We start from the raw sequence: 17,538 nt of genomic DNA on the forward strand, positions 1-17,538 counted from the left end.
TCTGTAAAGACATACCCCTCTTTCATTCAGCTTAGCCACGTTAAATTATCAATGGCTGATTATCCTTTTTATAAATGCTCAGAAACTGTGCGACCTTGCATATGCAATACTAAGTAGTCTGGGCCACCTGCTTTTGAATCTGTTCCTGACATTTTGAATCCACCGAATGGTTGGTAACCAACAACAGCACCTGTACAGCCACGGTTGAAGTATAAGTTACCGACCATAAAGTCACGGCGTGCTTGTTCTAGCTTCATTCGGTTGTTTGAAATAACGCCACCTGTTAAACCGTACTCCGTATCATTTGCCACTTGGATTGCTTCATCAAAATCTTTAACTTTTGTGAAACCAACCACTGGACCAAAGATTTCTTCTTGCATAATGCGAGAGTTTGGATCTAAGTCAGCAAAGATTGTTGGGTGAACAAAGTTACCTGTTGATTCGTCAACGTTACCACCTGTTACTAAGCGACCTTCTTCTTTACCAATTTCAATGTATTTTTTGATTTTGTCTAAAGATTTTTGGTCGATAACTGGACCTACATACGTATCTGGGTCTGACGCATTGCCGACTTTAATTTTTTCAGTTTCTGCTTTTACTCGTTCTAATAACTCATCGTAAATGTCTTGGTGTGCAATGACGCGTGAGCATGCAGAACATTTTTGACCAGAGAAACCAAATGCTGAATAAACGATTGCATCTGTTGCCACTTTAAGATCTGCTTCACTATCAACAACAAGCGCATCTTTACCGCCCATTTCAGCGATGACACGTTTAATATGATTTTGACCTTCTTGAATAACTGCCGCTTTTTGAATAATTTCTTTACCTACATTTTTAGAACCTGTAAATGAAATTAAGCCAACATCTTTATTTTCGATTAAGAAGTCACCAATTTCACTTGATGAACCTGGAATCCAGTTTACAACACCTTTTGGTAAACCTGCCTCTTCCAGAACTTCCATAAATTTGTAAGAAATAATTGGTGTGTTAGATGATGGTTTTAACAACACTGTGTTACCAGTTACAACTGGTGCAACTGTTGTACCTGCCATAATGGCATACGCAAAGTTCCAAGGTGAAATAACAACACTAACACCGACTGGTAAGTAATCAAACTGGTTGTATTCGCCCGGACGACTGTTTACTGCTTTACCGTCTTTCAACTCAAGCATTTGTCGACCGTAGTATTCCATGAAGTCGATTGCTTCAGCTGTATCAGCATCCGCTTCTTTCCATGGTTTGCCGCCTTCTTTAGATAACAACGCTGAGAATTCATGCTTGCGTTTTCTTGTAATCGCTGCTGCACGGAATAACACATTCGCACGTACTTTTGGATCAACATTACGCCAAGTTTTAAATGCTTCTTTCGCTGCTTCCAAGGCTTTTTCTGCATGTTCTTGTGACGCTTTAGAAACATAACCAATTGTTTCTTCTCTGTTTGATGGATTATACACACGCGTTGTGTCGTCTGTATATATACGTTCTCCTCCAATAATAAGTGGATATGTTTGACCTAATTCACTTTCTACTTTTTCAAGTGCACGGAAATAAGCCTTACGATTCTCCTCTTTCGTAAAATCTGTAAATGGTTCATGTTTGTATGGAATCATTTATAAATCCTCCTTTGTTTTTTGAGAAAGCTTTATACTTATCATGACATAAATGAGTAGTATTTGTAAAAGATTTTTCAGTTTTTACAGAATAATCTAACACAAAAGTTTTTTTACATTAAAAAGTTACTCGAATGACAGAACATCACGATAATATCCATCATATAAAAGCGCTTTCATTACATGCATTATAGCCATAATTTAGACAAAATTCAACTATAACAGACTGTGTTTTTCAAAAAGTTGATAGTACTATTGAAACATCATAACTTACATTGATTTTTCTTTGAATAAAGATGCATTAATAGGCATGTTTCTATACACTTTTTAATAAAACATCGCACATTCACTATTCACATTTTGAGATAACGTCCTACCAATTTTATGAAATTTATATGCTGTATAATTAGGATAAATTTCATAAATATGCTATTATGAAGTTGTTAAAATTCAATGATATAAGGGGTTATGCATGTTGAAGAAACAGTATCGTGTCGGTCAACATATCAAGGTGCGTGTGACTGGTATTCAACCCTACGGCGCTTTTGTTGAAACCCCTGACAATACTGAAGGTCTGATTCATATATCTGAAGTCATGGATGATTATGTCCATAATTTAAAAAAACTTTTAACGCCAGGGCAAATTGTCAAAGCAAAAATTATTTCTATTGATGATACCGGTAAGTTAAATTTATCATTGAGAGACAATGATTATTTTAAAAATTATGAACGTAAAAAAGTGAAGCGTTCAGTATTGGATGAGATTAAAGAAACTGAGAAATATGGGTTTCAATCTTTAGCAGAACGGTTGCCAACTTGGGTGAAACAATCTAAGAAAAGAATTGAAGACACATCTAAGTAACACGTACATAAAGAGAGCCTAGGTGCCATTGTGAGGTGCACCTAGGCTTATTTGTATGCTAAACTGACTTCCTATTAATTGACTTAGCCTCACTCCTGATATCTATCAAACTTGACGTAAAACAAACCCTAGGCACAGCTTTTTACGCTATGTCTAGGGTTTAGTACGATTAATTCAATTGACAGGTTTGTTGCAATTGAATTGCTTCTGTTGCTTTTTGTAAACATGCATCTTTAGGCAATGTAACTTCAAATGAAAACTGAAAAATCTGTTGAAATGCGTCTGCAATAGCAATGGGTTCACCATAATGATGGATGGCATCCATCATCTCATACACTTCTGCATCTCCTAACGTAGGATCGTCAAAGTGCATCGGATTCCATGCTGCCAGCAGTTGATATAACTGGATATTCAATTCATTATTTGACATGATGCACGCTCCTTACTATTTCTTATTCTCCATCAATATCAATTGATTCGATAACAACATCGTACATTGGCTTATCTTGTGCACCGACACGAACGTTTGCGATATCTTCCAATGTATCTTCGCCTTCAATTAATTGACCAAATACTGTATGTTTTTGGTCTAACCAAGGTGTCCCGCCTTTTTCACGATATACTTCCGCAATTTCTTTTGGCCATCCACCGTCTTCTAATTGATCTACCATTTGTTCTGGAATATCTTTCATTTGAACGATAAAAAATTGTGATCCGTTTGTACCAGGACCTGCATTTGCCATAGAAAGTGCGCCATAAATATTGAAAGCTTGCATTGAGAACTCATCTTCAAATGGACCTCCATAAATGCTTTCGCCACCCATGCCTGTCGCAGTTGGGTCACCACCTTGAATCATAAAATCATTGATAACACGGTGGAAGGTCACGCCATCGTAGTAGCCTTTTTTAGAAAGTTCTACAAAGTTTTTCACTGTTTTTGGTGCAATCTCTGGGAATAATTTTAATGTCATATCCCCTTTATTTGTGTGCATAACCACTTTAATTTCATTATCTTGTATTTCTTTTGTCAATTGAGGGTAGTTGGTCATTTTAATGCTCCATTCATGATAAAATTAAATATACTCATTATTTTAACACATTTAAGAAAGGATGGAATTAACATGCTTTATCGTTTCGCACATAAAACGGGGGTTTATGTTGTTGAAGTTGTTGATAGTGCAAATGAACAGATATTGGTCAAAGTCACTCAAGTCATCAAACATCCGAAACAGGGTGACTTACATCATCCCAATGAAGTAGAAGGCGTATTCTTTCATGAACGAAAAGCATTGAGCTTATATGAAAAGCGCTATACGACCCGAAGTAAGTTGAAACCTTTCGAAGGGGAACAACAAGCGTATACTGACTCATTGCAACAAGCATTGACGAAACTAGAAAGTGAACTTCGTCAAACAGACACACCCTATTCACATGCTGCTTTACAATGTCTCAACAACCTTAAAGAAGATTATACACGACAATATAAAGTTACTTTTAAATAATATTTAGAAATATTTCTTCTTATGTAAAGGGCTTAAAATTGCGGTTTTATCCAATATGAGATGATTTTCACAACTTTCATAATCATGTATAATAGATATATCGCAGTATTTTTTTAAAGGAGGACAATTTATGAGTTGGTTACATATTGCGGTTATCTTACCGCTGATATTCGCACTGCTCATTCCTATTTTGTATCGTTTCTATAAACGCATACATTTAGGATGGTTTGTGTTACCGATTCCCATCGTGTTGTTTGTATACTTTACAACGTATATCAAACCTACTATGTCCGGACATTACACAGAACAGTCCGCTGCATGGATGCCACAAATCGGTATGAACTTTGACATTTATGTAGATGGGCTCAGCCTTTTATTCAGTTTATTAATAACAGGTATTGGTAGCCTAGTCGTACTCTATTCTATTAGTTACTTAAGCCAGTCTGAACAGCTCGGTAACTTCTATTGTTACTTATTAATCTTTATGAGTGCGATGCTTGGTGTTGTTCTTTCAGATAACCTTCTAGTTCTATATTTCTTCTGGGAATTGACATCATTTTCTAGTTTCTTACTCATCTCGTTTTGGCGCCATAAACAAAAGTCGCTTTATGGTGCGATGAAATCGATGATGATTACGGTCTTTGGCGGTCTCTCATTGTTAGGTGGCTTCATCTTATTACATCAAGCCGCTGGAACTTGGCGTATTCGTGAAATTATTGAACATGTATCAAACATTCAATCATCGCCATTTTTCTTATTAGCGATGATATTTATTATTTTAGGCGCCATGACAAAATCCGCACAGTTCCCATTCTATATTTGGTTACCTGATGCGATGGAAGCACCAACACCAGTCAGTGCTTACCTTCACTCAGCTACAATGGTAAAAGCGGGTATTTATTTAATTGCACGCCTAACACCTATTTTTGCTGTATCGCAAGGATGGATTTGGACTGTCACAGCGTTTGGTTTAGTAACCCTCTTCTGGGGCTCATTGAACGCAACGAAACAACAAGACTTAAAAGGTATTCTTGCATTTTCTACCGTTTCACAGCTCGGTATGATTATGTCTATGCTTGGTATCGGTGCCGTCAGCTATCACTTTGAAGGCGCAGAGAGTCAACTTTATCTTGCTGCATTCAGTGCGGCGATTTTCCACTTAATCAACCATGCAACATTTAAAGGTGCATTGTTTATGATTACTGGTGCTGTTGACCATGCGACTGGTACACGTGATATTCAAAAATTGGGCGGTCTGATGACGATTATGCCAATTTCTTTCACACTGTCAATCATTACAGCATTGAGCATGGCAGGTGTTCCGCCATTTAATGGTTTCTTATCTAAAGAACAATTTTTAGAATCGATGCTAAATGTAACTGAAGCAGGTATTTTCAGCTTAAACTCGGTTGGTTTATTATTACCAATTGTCGCAATTATTGGTAGTATGTTTACGTTTGTTTATTCATTTAAGTTTATCTCTGAAATATTCTTAGGTGACTACAAACCAGATGCATTGCCACATAAAGCACATGAATCAAGTGTTCTTATGAATATTTCACCGACAATTTTAGCGATTCTTGTTATTGCAATCGGTTTATTCCCTAGCCTGGTCTCTGCACCATTTGTAGAACCTGCAGCAAAAGCCATTGCAAATGTTGATACCGTTCACGCAGAATTTCATATGTGGCATGGTTTGACACCTGCATTTTTTGCAACACTGTTAATTTACATTGTCGGTGCTGGATTATTACTTACATTCAAATATTGGGTACCGATTTTACGCAAGTTGCCAAAAACGCTTATGTTGAACCACTGGTATGATCAAACGGGTCGTTATACACCTTACTATGCGACACAAATCACACGCACGTATATGACAGGCTTTATTCGCAACAACTTAGTCATTATATTCTCGATGATGATTACCTTAACAGTTGTGACATTGGTGTTTATGCCTTTTACATTTGATTTTGTGAAAGTATCACCTATTCGTCTCTATGAAATGATTTCAGTTATTACAATAATCATCGCTGCAACAATGATTATGTTTGCACGTTCTCGTTTGTTCAGCATCATCATGTTGAGTGCAGTTGGTTATTCGATGGCAATCTTTTTCATCTTCTTCAATGCACCTGACTTGGCATTGACACAATTCGTCGTTGAAACAATTTCAACTGCTTTATTCTTATTGTGTTTCTATCATTTGCCAAATATGAGTCGTTATAATGAAACAACTTCTTACAAAATAGGTAATATCATTATTTCGATTGGTGTCGGTGCTGTCGTAACTGTTTTAGGTCTCATTGCGTACGGCAACCGTCATTTCGACTCAATCAGTAGTTTCTATAAAGAACATGTTTATGACTTAGCACAAGGTAAAAACATGGTTAACGTGATCTTAGTAGACTTCCGTGGTCTCGATACATTATTCGAGTCGTCTGTATTAGGTATTGCAGGCATGGGGATCTACACGTTAATCAAATTGCGTGCAAAACACAAAAATGGTTATGAAAGGGTGGAGAAGATTGAACAGGCAAAAAAATGATTTGATATCTCAATATTCAGCGCTCATTATCTTTTTCCTTATCATGATGTTCGGCTTTTCACTCTTTTTAGCTGGACACTATACACCCGGTGGTGGCTTTATTGGCGGACTACTCGTATCAAGTTCACTCGTGATTATCGCTGTAGCCTTTGATGTGAAGACACTGCGTAAAGTGTTCCCATGGGACTTCAAGAAGTTGATTGCTTTAGGTCTCACATTCTGTGTAAGTGCCCCTATGCTGAGTTGGACATATGGTAAAAACTTCTTTACACATACATCGTTTGATATTCCGCTTCCCTTGTTAGCACCTATGCACTTACACACTGCTGTTATTTTTGATACAGGGGTTTTACTAGTGGTAGTCGGCACTGTATTAACAATAATTCTAACGATTGGAGAGAATGAGTAATGGAAATAGTATTAATTATTGTTTGCGGCTTTTTAACTTCTATTAGCGTTTATCTCATTCTGTCTAAAAGTCTAATCCGAATTATTATTGGGACAGCATTATTATCACACGCCGCAAACTTATTTATTTTAACAATGGGTGGTTTAAAAACGGGTCGTGTACCGATTTATGAAAAAGGTGTTACGAACTATGTCGACCCTATTCCACAAGCATTGATTTTAACAGCGATTGTTATTTCTTTCGCCGTAACAGCTTTCTTTTTAGTTTTAGCTTTTAGAAGTTATAAAGAACTTGGTACAGATAACGTAGAACGGATGAAAGGGGTGCCACAAGAAGATGATGAATGAGAACTTACTGGTCATGGTACTCGTTGTGCCAGTGATTACAGCAATCTTATTAATATTTATTGGTCTGCGCCCTTTTATTAAACGTTATGTCGCATTAACAGGTGCGCTTGTCACACTTGGCTTTGCGTTGCTCAATCTTCATAACGTTTGGCAACTCGGTCATCCAATTGTCCTTGAACTTGGATCATGGAAAGCACCTTACAGTATCGTCTTCGTACTCGACTTATTTAGTGCGTTGCTCGTAACAACAAGTGTGATCATCACAATCTTAATTATTTTATTTTCGTATCAATCGATTGGATTACACCGTGAAACGTATTACTACTATTTCACCGTGATGTTCATGCTAACTGGTATTAACGGTGCATTTATTACAGGCGATATCTTCAACCTATTCGTCTTTTTCGAAGTATTTTTAATGGCATCGTATGGCTTGATGGTAATTGGTGGTACAAAAATTCAGCTACAAGAAAGTGTTAAATACTTACTTGTGAACGTTGTATCATCTGCCTTTTTCGTTATCGCAGTAGGTATTCTATACTCAGTTGTCGGTACTTTAAACATGGCGGATATCAGCGTGAAACTTAACTCAGTCTATCAATCACATCCGGGTCTTGTCAGTATCGTCTTTATTTTATTCATTTTTGTATTTGCAACAAAAGCCGGTGCATTCCCAATGTATGTTTGGTTACCGGGCGCATATTACGCACCACCATTTGCAATTATCGCTTTCTTCGGTGCATTACTGACAAAAGTCGGTGTCTATGCAATTGCACGTACAATGAGCTTGTTCTTCCATGATACGTTGACATTCTCACACTATACGATACTTGCACTTGCTTTATTAACGATTATCTTTGGCTGTGTAGGGGCCGTTGGTTTTAGAGATACAAAACGTATTATTTTATACAACATTATGATTGCAGTCGGTGTTATCTTAGTAGGTGTTGCCATGATGAATGAATCAGGTATCGTAGGCGCTATTTACTACACACTGCATGACATGCTTGTAAAAGCAGCACTCTTTTTCCTCATCGGCATTATGTTTAAAATTACAAAAACAACTGATTTACGTGACTTTGGTGGTCTCATTCACCATTATCCCGTGCTCGGTTGGACATACTTTATTGCGGCATTAAGCTTAGCGGGTATTCCACCTTTCAGTGGTTTTTATGGAAAGTTATATATTGTTCAAGCTACTTTTGAACAAGGTTTCTATGTCAGTGGTATCATCGTATTGCTCTCCAGCCTTGTCGTACTTTATTCTGTCATGAATATATTCCTAAAAGGCTTTTTCGGCAAAAGTTATGGCTATATCTACAATCCTCATTTACATCATAGAGGACTACTTGCTGTTTCAATTCTAGCCGTTGTGATTACCGTAGCATTCGGTCTATTTGCCGGCGAGTTATACCCAATTATTGCTGAAGCTGCGAAATCATTCTATCAACCAGACAGCTATATTAATAGTGTATTGGAGGTGAAGTAATATGGCAGTACAAATCGTAATCAACATGGCACTTGCTATCTTTTGGTTATTTCTAACTGGAAGCTACACAATGAATTCGTTCGTGCTTGGCTATCTGTTTGCCATGGGACTTGTCTATCTCATGCGCAATCTCTTACCTGGCCGCTTTTATGTTGTGACACTATATAATGTGGTTAAATTGATTTTTGTATTTATTTCAGAATTAATTAAAGCGAATATCGGGGTATTGCGTATTATTCTTCAACCTCAAATTAAAAACGAGTCAGCCTTTTTCGTGTATGAGACTGATTTGAAATACAAATGGGAAGTTGCATTACTCTGTAACTTAATTACACTCACACCAGGGACAGTCGTTATCGGTGTGAATGATGATATGAAACGTCTATATATTCATTGTTTAGATTTTTCTACAAAAGAAGAAGAAGTTGCAGGCATTAAAGAATCGCTGGAAAAAGCGGTTAGAGAGGTCGGTGAATACGATGAACTATGATATTTTTATAATTATTGCGCTCGTGATAGTCGTACTCTCTATCTTGGCAATCTTAGTACGTGTCATCTTGGGGCCAACCTTGCCAGACCGTGTTGTCGCATTAGATGCGATTGGTATACAATTGATGGCAGTTATCGGGTTATTCTCAATTATTTTAGGCACACGCTATATGATTGTAACCATTCTCTTAATCGGTATCTTAGCTTTTTTAGGAACTGCCGTATTCGCGAAATTTATGGATAAAGGACAGGTGATTGAACATGACAGAAACAATCGTGATTAGCATTGGTCTTATCCTTGTCATATCAGGTGCTTTATTTAGCGCACTTGCAGCAATCGGTATGTTGCGCTTAGATGATGTCTATTCCCGTGCACATGCTGCCGGGAAAGCAGCAACACTTGGTGCTATGTTACTATTAACCGGCACATTCATCTACTTTATTGGTAAAGAAGGCTATGTTAACTTCCACCTTCTTATCGGTATCGTATTCGTCTTTATCACTGGTCCAATCGCTAGTCACATGGTTTTGAAAGCAGCATACAACCTTAAAACACCAGCTTCAAAACGTCTAAAACTAGATGAAGTGAAAGACGATTTGAAAGGAACCAAATTATAGAACCATTAAAAAAAAGCGCTTGACATTCACGTGTCAGACGCTTTTTTATGTAATAAAAGTAAATATGATATGCCCTTTATAGTCATCCGAAGCTTCATCATACACAAAGCCCAATGCTTCTGTCGTTTTGATTGATAGCAGTTTATTATGTTGAGTCATGCACACAATTCTATATTGCTTGTTCGTCAACACCCATACATAATCTTACAATGTATGTTTCAATCGATATATTGTTCGCTTTGTCTACTAAAATATAATGTGTATGGTAGCTTCTCAACATCATTATGTTATTTGTTTAATCAGCAGTGTTCCACGCATGATACTGATTAAGTTCTCTTGTTCATCTATGATACGAATCTCCCAAATATGTGTCGTTCTTCCCTGATGTATAATAGATGCCTCTGCAAATACATTGCCATCTTTTGCTGACTTAATATGATTCACATTCATCTCTAAACCAACAGGAATCTCTTTTGTTGTATCAACCAGATGGGCTGACCCCATTGAACAAGCGGTTTCTCCTAATGCCATAGTCGCACCACCATGCAAATAGCCAAATGGTTGCTTGACCTTATCTGTCACCGGCATAGTCATTTTGATATAGCCATCATGTTGTTCGACTACTTTCATCTCTAATAGCTCTATTAAGTTTGTCATCTCTATCCCTACCTTTACATGACATTATAATACAAGTGCAGCGATAGTCCCCATCACAATCAATGGAATATTGTAAAACACAAAGTTTGGAATACATGTATCGTGAATATGATCGTGTTGTCCATCAACATTTAAACCTGCTGTTGGTCCCAATGTAGAGTCACTGGCCGGTGAACCTGAATCACCGAGCGCACTCGCAGTCCCAATCAAAGCAATTAGCGCCATGGTACTCAAACCAATAGATTCGCCAAATGGAATGAACAGCGCTGAAATAATTGGGATCGTCGCAAATGATGATCCGATACCGAGTGTCACAATTAAGCCGATGACATACATTAAGATAATGCTGATAAACTTATTATCTCCAGCGATTGTTGTCAATCCTTCAACCAACTTCTGAACATCACCTGTTTCATTCATCACACCAGCAAAACCATTTGCTGTCAAAATGACGACGCCAATATATGCCATAATCTTAATGCCATCTACAAACTGATCATCTAAGTTACGCCAAACATAAGCACCTGATAAGAAGAAGACAAGCACCCCTGCCAATGCACCAAATATCATTGAATCAATTAATGTTTGGACGATAAATGTTGAGAGAATAGCAACAACTGTCACAACAAGCACATATGGCTTTAATTCAGTTGTTGTGGTCTCATCGTTCGTTTGAATCACTCTATATTCACGTGGTTTGCGGTAATAGAACATTGCCAAAATCAGTCCGATAATATAACCACTAGATGGTATTAACATCGCCTTCCAAATCATAGAAAATTCAATGGGATGTTGTGCTTTTTCAAATCCTTTTTGAATAATCTCATGGAAAATATGTCCAAAACCAAATGGCAATAAAACATATGGAAAACATAAACCGAAACCTATAATAATCGCAATTAAACGGCGATCGATCTTCAGTTCATTAAACAAACTAATTAATGGTGGTATTACGATTGGAATAAATGCAATATGTACAGGAATTACGTTCTGACTCATAATACTAAGCACTAACAAACTGATAATAATAATGCTCTTCACCTTAATGCGTGACACTTTCGTATCCTCTGCACGAATGGCACGAATTACTTTCTGCACAAGATAATCTGTAATGCCACTATATGAAATCAGCGCTGCGAAACCTCCTAATAATGCATAACTCAGCGCAACTTCTGCACCGTCCACAATATTTGATGTAAATATTGAAATTGTCTTTTCCACTGACAATCCAGCAATAATGCCTCCTGCCAGCGCACTAATAAATAAACTAATGACTACATTCAGGCGACATAAGCATAAAATAATCATTAGTAATACTGCTATTAACACAGCATTCATTCCACCCACTCCTTTAGTTCGTTATCAAGTTAAAGTATCGTGTGTTCAATATAACAACTGTCGGACATTAAGTCAATATATCTTCTAAAAATAATATTTTCTTTACACCATATCTCACTTAATCATGAACAAGTGAAATAACGATTAATAGCTGTGAATTTAGTAAAAATAGCCAAAGCGATAACAATAACTGATTGGAGCGAAAACAAATGCTTCTTTATGCAATATGCCTAACCCTTAAATTAACAATATCTCATTTCTGATATTCACTTAAATCATAGAATCTCTCTTAATCATAAAACATCTATGCAAAACTTAACTTTGCACTTGATGACTTTTTCTATGCACGACGACTATATTGTGACATCATCCACTGAACAATTGTCGGAATCATATAACCGGTTGCTCCTTTTGGTCCTTTATATGATGCCTTAGTTGTTGTAGCTGGTCCTGCAATATCAACATGTAAATGTGGCGTATCCCCACTAAAATGTGTTACAAATGCAGCTGCAAATAATGCTTTCCCATTGGCATTGACATGGTTAGTTAAATCTGCTATTTCTGAATCTTTAATATTACGACGTTCGGTATCTGTGATTGGTAATTCATATACAGATTCATCGGCGCGTCTTGATGTTTCCAAAAGGTTGTCGAGCACTTGACGCTCAACATTTTTGTTAAAGATAGCTGCTTTGTCATCACCCAGTGCAACAATTGCAGCACCTGTAAGTGTTGCAAAATCAATGATTAACTTCGGCGCAAACTGGTTAGCATAAAATGCGGCATCCCCCAAGACTAATCGACCCTCAGCATCGGTGTTAGGTACTTCCACTGTTTCACCACTCAATGCTGTAAATACATCATCTGGCTTCATCGCATTGGCAGCAATCATATTTTCAGCTGCAGCAATAACAGCAACAATATTTACTTGCAGTTCTAATTGTGAAATAGCATCCAACATACCTATCACATTGGCAGCGCCACACATATCGAACTTCATTGTCGGCATACCAGTTTTTGTTTTGATAGAATAACCACCTGAATCATATGTAATGCCCTTACCAATTAATGCAATAACATCATCAGGTTGTTCTGGATTACCTTGATATTCCAATGTAATGAGACGTGGCGGATTGATTGATCCTTTTCCAACAGCATGAATAAGTCCGAACCCTTCACGTTGAAGCATTTGTTCATCTTTCACCGAAACGTCAACTGGCGTATCAGCAAAATGCCTTTGTACTATAGTGGCTAAATGATCTGGCGTTAATATATTCGGTGGCATATTGCCAAGTGTACGTGCATAATTAATAGCCGTACCTAATTTTTGCCCGTCCTTAACATGCGTTAAAAATGAAATGCTATCTTGGGACGTCCATTCAATATTTAATTCATAAGGTGCTTGTTTGTCAGAACGATAGTTATCAAATTCATACGTTGCTTGTTCTCGTTGCAAGCCCATCACTTCAAAAATTGCTTTAGGTGCGATTGCTTTTGACAAGAATGTCTTCTCGTATAACTGAATATCTGTAATACGTTCTCGTTGTAAATATTGAAATAACGTACCCCAAATTTTTAAATAGTCACGTTGTTCCCGCTGATTATGATTACCCAGACCAACAGTTATAACCTTTTGTGGCTCGTTATTTATCAAAACTGGCACCGTAGATATCGTACCAAGATGACCTTTGATAAACTTCTGTGCCTTCAACGACTTCAATGCTTCAAATAGCGTTTCGTCTTTAATCGCACCTTCGACATATTGATTGAATTGATCTGGCACACCAATTACATGTATTTTGCTTTGTGTCATATTATGATACCCCTTTCTTCTCTATTACACTTATTGTATCAAATCTCCTACAAATCCATCTATTGACATGTGTTTGAATGAACAGCCAAAAAAAGGCACATGCGCCATGCACGTGCCCAAATTCTTATAACATCTCTAGCCATTATATACCACGCTAGGTATGTTAATAAATGATATGTGAAGTTTTAGAATTTACCTTTTTTGTATGCTAAACCTAAGCCGCCGATTTTGAAGATTGCACGTGTATCAATGACACGTTTCATAAATGCTGCTTTCTTACCAGTGATTTCACGACCATAAACAACGCCTACACCATCATGACGACCTAAAGAACATACTGTTCCACGATCAACATAAGTGAAATTCTCAGTAGGCTCACCTTTTAAGATGTGTGCGATATTTGTTGCTGTTTTTTCACCTTGTTGCATTGCGATTTGTGCAGTAGTTGGTAATGGACGATCTCCACCTTCTGGAATAAATGCAGATACATCACCAATTACGAAGATGTCATCATAACCATCAATCGTTAAGTCTTGTTTCGTTACGATGCGACCACGTTTAACGCCTTCAAATGATTTTTCCATCAAGTTACTACCACGAACACCCGCAGCCCATACAACTGTATTTGCTTCTAATTGTTGCTCTTTGTCATCAACTTTAACAACAAATCCTTTTTCATTTGCAGCAACAATAGGTGTTCCTACTTTGAATTCAACGCCGCGTTCTTCTAAATAGCTTACTGCATGGTTAACTAAGTCTTCAGAGAACATAGGTAACATCTTAGGTGCTGCCTCAACACAAGTGATTTTTACTTTGCTTTGATCCACACCATATTTATTAGCTAATTCTGGAATACGGTCTGTCAACTCACCTAAAAATTCGACACCTGTAAAACCTGCGCCTCCAACTAAAATAGCTAAATCTTTATCATCTTTTGTTTTTGATGCAGCATAATTTGCAAACTTGTCTTCAATATGACGTGAAATTTGACGTGCAGTATGAACATTTTCAATTTGGAATGCGTGTTCTTTCATGCCTTCAATACCAAAAGTTTCTGATTCAAAGCCTAAAGCAACAACTAAAATGTCAAAATCGAAAATGCCACGTGTTGTCTCAACCTTTTTAGCATTACGATCAATTTTTGTTACTTCTGCTGTAACAAATTCAATATGCTTTTTAAGCACGCTTTTAATAGGATACAATAAGTCTTCGTAACTGATTGTTCCCGCTGAAGCCTCGTGTAACCAAGTTGATTCATAGTGATAATCATTTTTGTTAATTAACGTAATTTGTGCATCTTCTTCTGAAAGTTGTTTTTGGAGTTTTGCCACAGTTTGTAGTCCTGCATAACCAGCACCTAAAACGAGTACTTTTTTACGTTCTGCCATTCTCTTCACCTATTCCTTCATCATATTATTAATACATTTGATACTGTATACCCACGATTATTTAACAGTACACAAATTGTTAAAGTTAGTCATCTATTAGTTTATAGTTTTTCAATAGTGAATTCAAGCTTTCAAACAATTTCTTTCATATTTATTACCCTATTTTGAAAACGCTTCAACAAGCAAAATGGAAACAATCCATCGCTTTTTCTTCACCAATTAGATTATTTCCACATATCCTACATTCTTATATATTTAATTATGAATTTAGCTATCAAACTATAGCTGCCTGAAAGAAAAATAATGCTTTTTCAAGCCACTTCTTATTTTCCCTAACACTCTTCAGGCGTACCTGCAACTTTTTCAGTACGGAATGAACTACCACAACCACAAGAAGCAATCGCATTTGGGTTGTCAATTTGGAATCCACCACCCATGAGTGATTGTTTAAAATCAATTGTAGTCCCATTCAATATTGGTGCATCTTCTGGATCAACTAGTACTTTCAACCCATAAAATTCTAATACTTCGTCCTGTTCTCCAGGCGCCTCTTCAGCCGTCATACCATATGTCAGCCCTGTACAACCACCACCGTTGACTTTGACTTTTAAATAGCCATCGGGCATATCATTTTGTTTCAACATATCTTTAACTTCATATACTGCTGCCTCAGTTAATGTTACTGTAGCCATTATAAACCCTCCTTAAAATATCCAAGTTTCTTCTATATGTGCATAAATATTTTGTAACAATTCATCAGAGGTATCGCCTTCTACCAAATCACCATTCACTAACGCATATAGCCCTGAACTACAAACACCGCAATTTTGCAAACAGCCGTAGTCCAACACATCAACGTTCGGATCTTGATCTAAAGCTTCAAATACAGCTTGTGAACCTCTCGCTAAATTCGAGATACAGAATTCGACAATTGGATTCATCTTACACCCTCTTTTTATTATGGTTTGAACATAGTAGAAGTTGCGTACAACTAGCAGACCATTTCTCAGCTTCTGGACAATCATTAAATGCTAGCTTCACAACCTCATTATCAAATTAACTGCTGTCATTATAGCAAATATTATATCTCGTCGCTATAACAGGGCTCATATAATCACTGAAACCGAAACGATATAGCGCTACAAACCACATGCGCTTTATTAACTCATGCACTCTGTTTCTCTCACAACCTTATTTTATATCATTGTAAGCCCTTCAAAAAAAGTCTATAATTAAATATGAACAATTATCAAACTTTTACGTTCTTGCGTATGATATGCGTACAAGAAAAGGGGCATTGTTAGTGTACGCTAATATTCTTATCTTCGTGATTAAAGGGGAGTCAAAAGATGAAAAGTTTAGTTTTATTAGGTGGCGGTTATGGTAATATGAGAATCTTGTCTAAGATTTTACCCGAGGTATTGCCACAAGATTATCAAGTGACATTAATAGATCGTATGCCATACCATGGCTTAAAAACCGAATTCTATGCACTTGCTGCAGGCTCAAAATCTGACAAAGACGTTCGTGTCAACTTTCCAAAAGATGAACGAATTAACACTGTTTATGGAGAAATCACTGATATTGACCTTGATAGTCAAATTATTTCTGTTGGGCAATCACGTGTAGATTATGATGAGCTTGTAATCGGTCTTGGATGTGAAGATAAATATCACAACGTACCAGGCGCCAAAGAACATACATATAGCATTCAAACTTTAGCTGCTGCACGTAAGACATACCATGATATCTCTGAGTTACCAAGCGGTGCGCAAGTAGGTATCGTAGGCGCAGGATTAAGTGGTATTGAACTAGCAAGCGCTTTGCGTGAAAGTCGAGATGACCTTGATATCTTTTTATACGATCGCGGTGAGCGTATCTTAAATCAATTTCCTGAAAAATTGAGCAATTATGTCAAAAAATGGTTTGATGAACATAACGTAACTGTTGTACCTAACTCAAATATTGTAAAGGTATCACCTGGCGTTTTGTATAACAAGGATACAGAAAATAAACACGACTTAATCGTTTGGACTGCGGGAATACAACCCGTGGCACTTGTGCGTAACTTACCCGTGGAACATAGCCAAAGTCGTCGTGTGATTGTCAACCAATATCATCAAATTCCGACGTATCCAAATGTCTATGTTGTTGGCGATTGTGCTAACTTACCTTTCGCACCAAGTGCACAACTTGCAGAAGAACAAGCCGATCAAATTGCCTATGTTCTTAAGACAATCTGGCAGGGCAAACCACTACCTGAAAAAATGCCTGACATTAAAATTCAAGGTTTTTTAGGTGCTTTAGGCGAAAAGAAAGGCTTTGCTTATTTGATGGATAAAACAGTCACTGGACGTCTAGCTTCTATTTTAAAATCTGGTGTCCTCTGGTTATACAAACATCATAATGGCTAAAATATATTAAGAGCCCGTGGCGCAAAATACCACAGGCTCTTTATCTATGTT

Annotated in this window: 19 protein-coding genes; 10 read left to right on the top strand and 9 right to left on the bottom strand. The window is 37.2% G+C overall.

Annotated features, from left to right (window positions below; translation table 11 throughout):
• Positions 1–68: 68 nt before the first annotated feature.
• Positions 69–1,613 (bottom strand): L-glutamate gamma-semialdehyde dehydrogenase, encoded by a 1,545-nt coding sequence (pruA, locus tag NXS11_RS07825; RefSeq protein ID WP_259200353.1) that lies wholly within the window; start codon positions 1,611–1,613, stop codon positions 69–71.
• 472 nt (positions 1,614–2,085) lie between these two features.
• On the opposite strand from pruA, the gene ygs reads away from it, so the two are divergent.
• Positions 2,086–2,475, top strand: coding sequence for a S1 domain-containing post-transcriptional regulator Ygs (gene ygs, locus NXS11_RS07830; RefSeq protein ID WP_373319393.1), 390 nt, complete (start codon positions 2,086–2,088; stop codon positions 2,473–2,475).
• A 169-nt stretch (positions 2,476–2,644) separates the two neighbouring features.
• Here ygs and NXS11_RS07835 read toward each other — a convergent pair whose 3' ends face one another.
• The gene (locus tag NXS11_RS07835; protein ID WP_259200354.1) at positions 2,645–2,905 is read right to left on the bottom strand and encodes a DUF1871 family protein; all 261 of its coding nucleotides are present in this window, start codon (positions 2,903–2,905) and stop codon (positions 2,645–2,647) included.
• 22 nt (positions 2,906–2,927) lie between these two features.
• Positions 2,928–3,524, bottom strand: coding sequence for a peptidylprolyl isomerase (locus tag NXS11_RS07840; protein ID WP_259200355.1), 597 nt, complete (start codon positions 3,522–3,524; stop codon positions 2,928–2,930).
• 72 nt (positions 3,525–3,596) lie between these two features.
• Here NXS11_RS07840 and kapB point away from each other — a divergent pair, with 72 nt between their 5' ends.
• The 8 genes from kapB to NXS11_RS07880 all read left to right on the top strand — a co-directional run bounded on the left by kapB (position 3,597) and on the right by NXS11_RS07880 (position 9,877).
• Entirely contained in the window at positions 3,597–3,977 is a 381-nt protein-coding gene (kapB, locus tag NXS11_RS07845) for a sporulation phosphorelay system protein KapB (RefSeq protein WP_259200357.1), read from the top strand.
• A gap of 130 nt (positions 3,978–4,107) precedes the next feature.
• Positions 4,108–6,525 carry a Na+/H+ antiporter subunit A gene (locus NXS11_RS07850; protein WP_259200358.1) on the top strand — a complete coding sequence of 806 codons (2,418 nt, stop codon included), beginning with the start codon at positions 4,108–4,110 and terminating at the stop codon, positions 6,523–6,525.
• Positions 6,488–6,934 (top strand): Na(+)/H(+) antiporter subunit B, encoded by a 447-nt coding sequence (locus tag NXS11_RS07855; protein ID WP_306345065.1) that lies wholly within the window; start codon positions 6,488–6,490, stop codon positions 6,932–6,934. The genes NXS11_RS07850 and NXS11_RS07855 overlap by 38 nt, the downstream gene beginning before the upstream one ends.
• Positions 6,934–7,281 carry a Na+/H+ antiporter Mnh1 subunit C gene (gene mnhC1 / locus NXS11_RS07860; protein ID WP_259200361.1) on the top strand — a complete coding sequence of 116 codons (348 nt, stop codon included), beginning with the start codon at positions 6,934–6,936 and terminating at the stop codon, positions 7,279–7,281. The genes NXS11_RS07855 and mnhC1 overlap by 1 nt, the downstream gene beginning before the upstream one ends.
• Positions 7,271–8,770 carry a Na+/H+ antiporter subunit D gene (locus NXS11_RS07865; RefSeq protein ID WP_259200363.1) on the top strand — a complete coding sequence of 500 codons (1,500 nt, stop codon included), beginning with the start codon at positions 7,271–7,273 and terminating at the stop codon, positions 8,768–8,770. The genes mnhC1 and NXS11_RS07865 overlap by 11 nt, the downstream gene beginning before the upstream one ends.
• A 1-nt stretch (position 8,771) precedes the next feature.
• Complete coding sequence (locus NXS11_RS07870) at positions 8,772–9,260, top strand: Na+/H+ antiporter subunit E (RefSeq protein ID WP_259200365.1); 489 nt, start codon at positions 8,772–8,774, stop codon at positions 9,258–9,260.
• Positions 9,250–9,543, top strand: coding sequence for a Na(+)/H(+) antiporter subunit F1 (locus tag NXS11_RS07875; protein ID WP_259200366.1), 294 nt, complete (start codon positions 9,250–9,252; stop codon positions 9,541–9,543). The genes NXS11_RS07870 and NXS11_RS07875 overlap by 11 nt, the downstream gene beginning before the upstream one ends.
• Positions 9,521–9,877, top strand: coding sequence for a Na+/H+ antiporter subunit G1 (locus NXS11_RS07880; RefSeq protein WP_259200367.1), 357 nt, complete (start codon positions 9,521–9,523; stop codon positions 9,875–9,877). Before NXS11_RS07875 ends, NXS11_RS07880 begins: the two co-directional genes overlap by 23 nt.
• 282 nt (positions 9,878–10,159) lie before the next feature.
• Here the strand turns inward: NXS11_RS07880 and NXS11_RS07885 are convergent, their stop codons facing one another.
• From NXS11_RS07885 to NXS11_RS07910, 6 genes are all read right to left on the bottom strand, one after another.
• On the bottom strand, positions 10,160–10,534 hold the full coding sequence (locus tag NXS11_RS07885) for a PaaI family thioesterase (protein WP_259200368.1): 375 nt from the start codon (positions 10,532–10,534) through the stop codon (positions 10,160–10,162).
• Positions 10,535–10,558: 24 nt separating this feature from the next.
• Positions 10,559–11,872: a Na+/H+ antiporter family protein gene (locus NXS11_RS07890; protein ID WP_259200369.1), complete on the bottom strand. Its 1,314-nt coding sequence runs from the start codon at positions 11,870–11,872 to the stop codon at positions 10,559–10,561.
• Between the two features lie 340 nt (positions 11,873–12,212).
• Positions 12,213–13,685 carry a M17 family metallopeptidase gene (locus NXS11_RS07895; protein WP_259200370.1) on the bottom strand — a complete coding sequence of 491 codons (1,473 nt, stop codon included), beginning with the start codon at positions 13,683–13,685 and terminating at the stop codon, positions 12,213–12,215.
• Between the two features lie 185 nt (positions 13,686–13,870).
• Complete coding sequence (locus tag NXS11_RS07900; RefSeq protein ID WP_259200371.1) at positions 13,871–15,073, bottom strand: NAD(P)/FAD-dependent oxidoreductase; 1,203 nt, start codon at positions 15,071–15,073, stop codon at positions 13,871–13,873.
• A gap of 332 nt (positions 15,074–15,405) precedes the next feature.
• Complete coding sequence (locus NXS11_RS07905) at positions 15,406–15,765, bottom strand: HesB/IscA family protein (RefSeq protein ID WP_259200372.1); 360 nt, start codon at positions 15,763–15,765, stop codon at positions 15,406–15,408.
• Positions 15,766–15,777: 12 nt separating this feature from the next.
• Positions 15,778–16,014, bottom strand: a complete 237-nt coding sequence (locus NXS11_RS07910) for a YuzB family protein (protein WP_259200374.1) — start codon at positions 16,012–16,014, stop codon at positions 15,778–15,780.
• Between the two features lie 408 nt (positions 16,015–16,422).
• Between NXS11_RS07910 and NXS11_RS07915 the strand changes: the two genes are divergently transcribed.
• Positions 16,423–17,487 carry an NAD(P)/FAD-dependent oxidoreductase gene (locus tag NXS11_RS07915; RefSeq protein ID WP_259200375.1) on the top strand — a complete coding sequence of 355 codons (1,065 nt, stop codon included), beginning with the start codon at positions 16,423–16,425 and terminating at the stop codon, positions 17,485–17,487.
• The last annotated feature ends 51 nt before the right edge of the window (positions 17,488–17,538 follow it).

Source organism: Staphylococcus americanisciuri (assembly GCF_024814435.1).
Lineage (GTDB): Bacteria > Bacillota > Bacilli > Staphylococcales > Staphylococcaceae > Staphylococcus > Staphylococcus americanisciuri.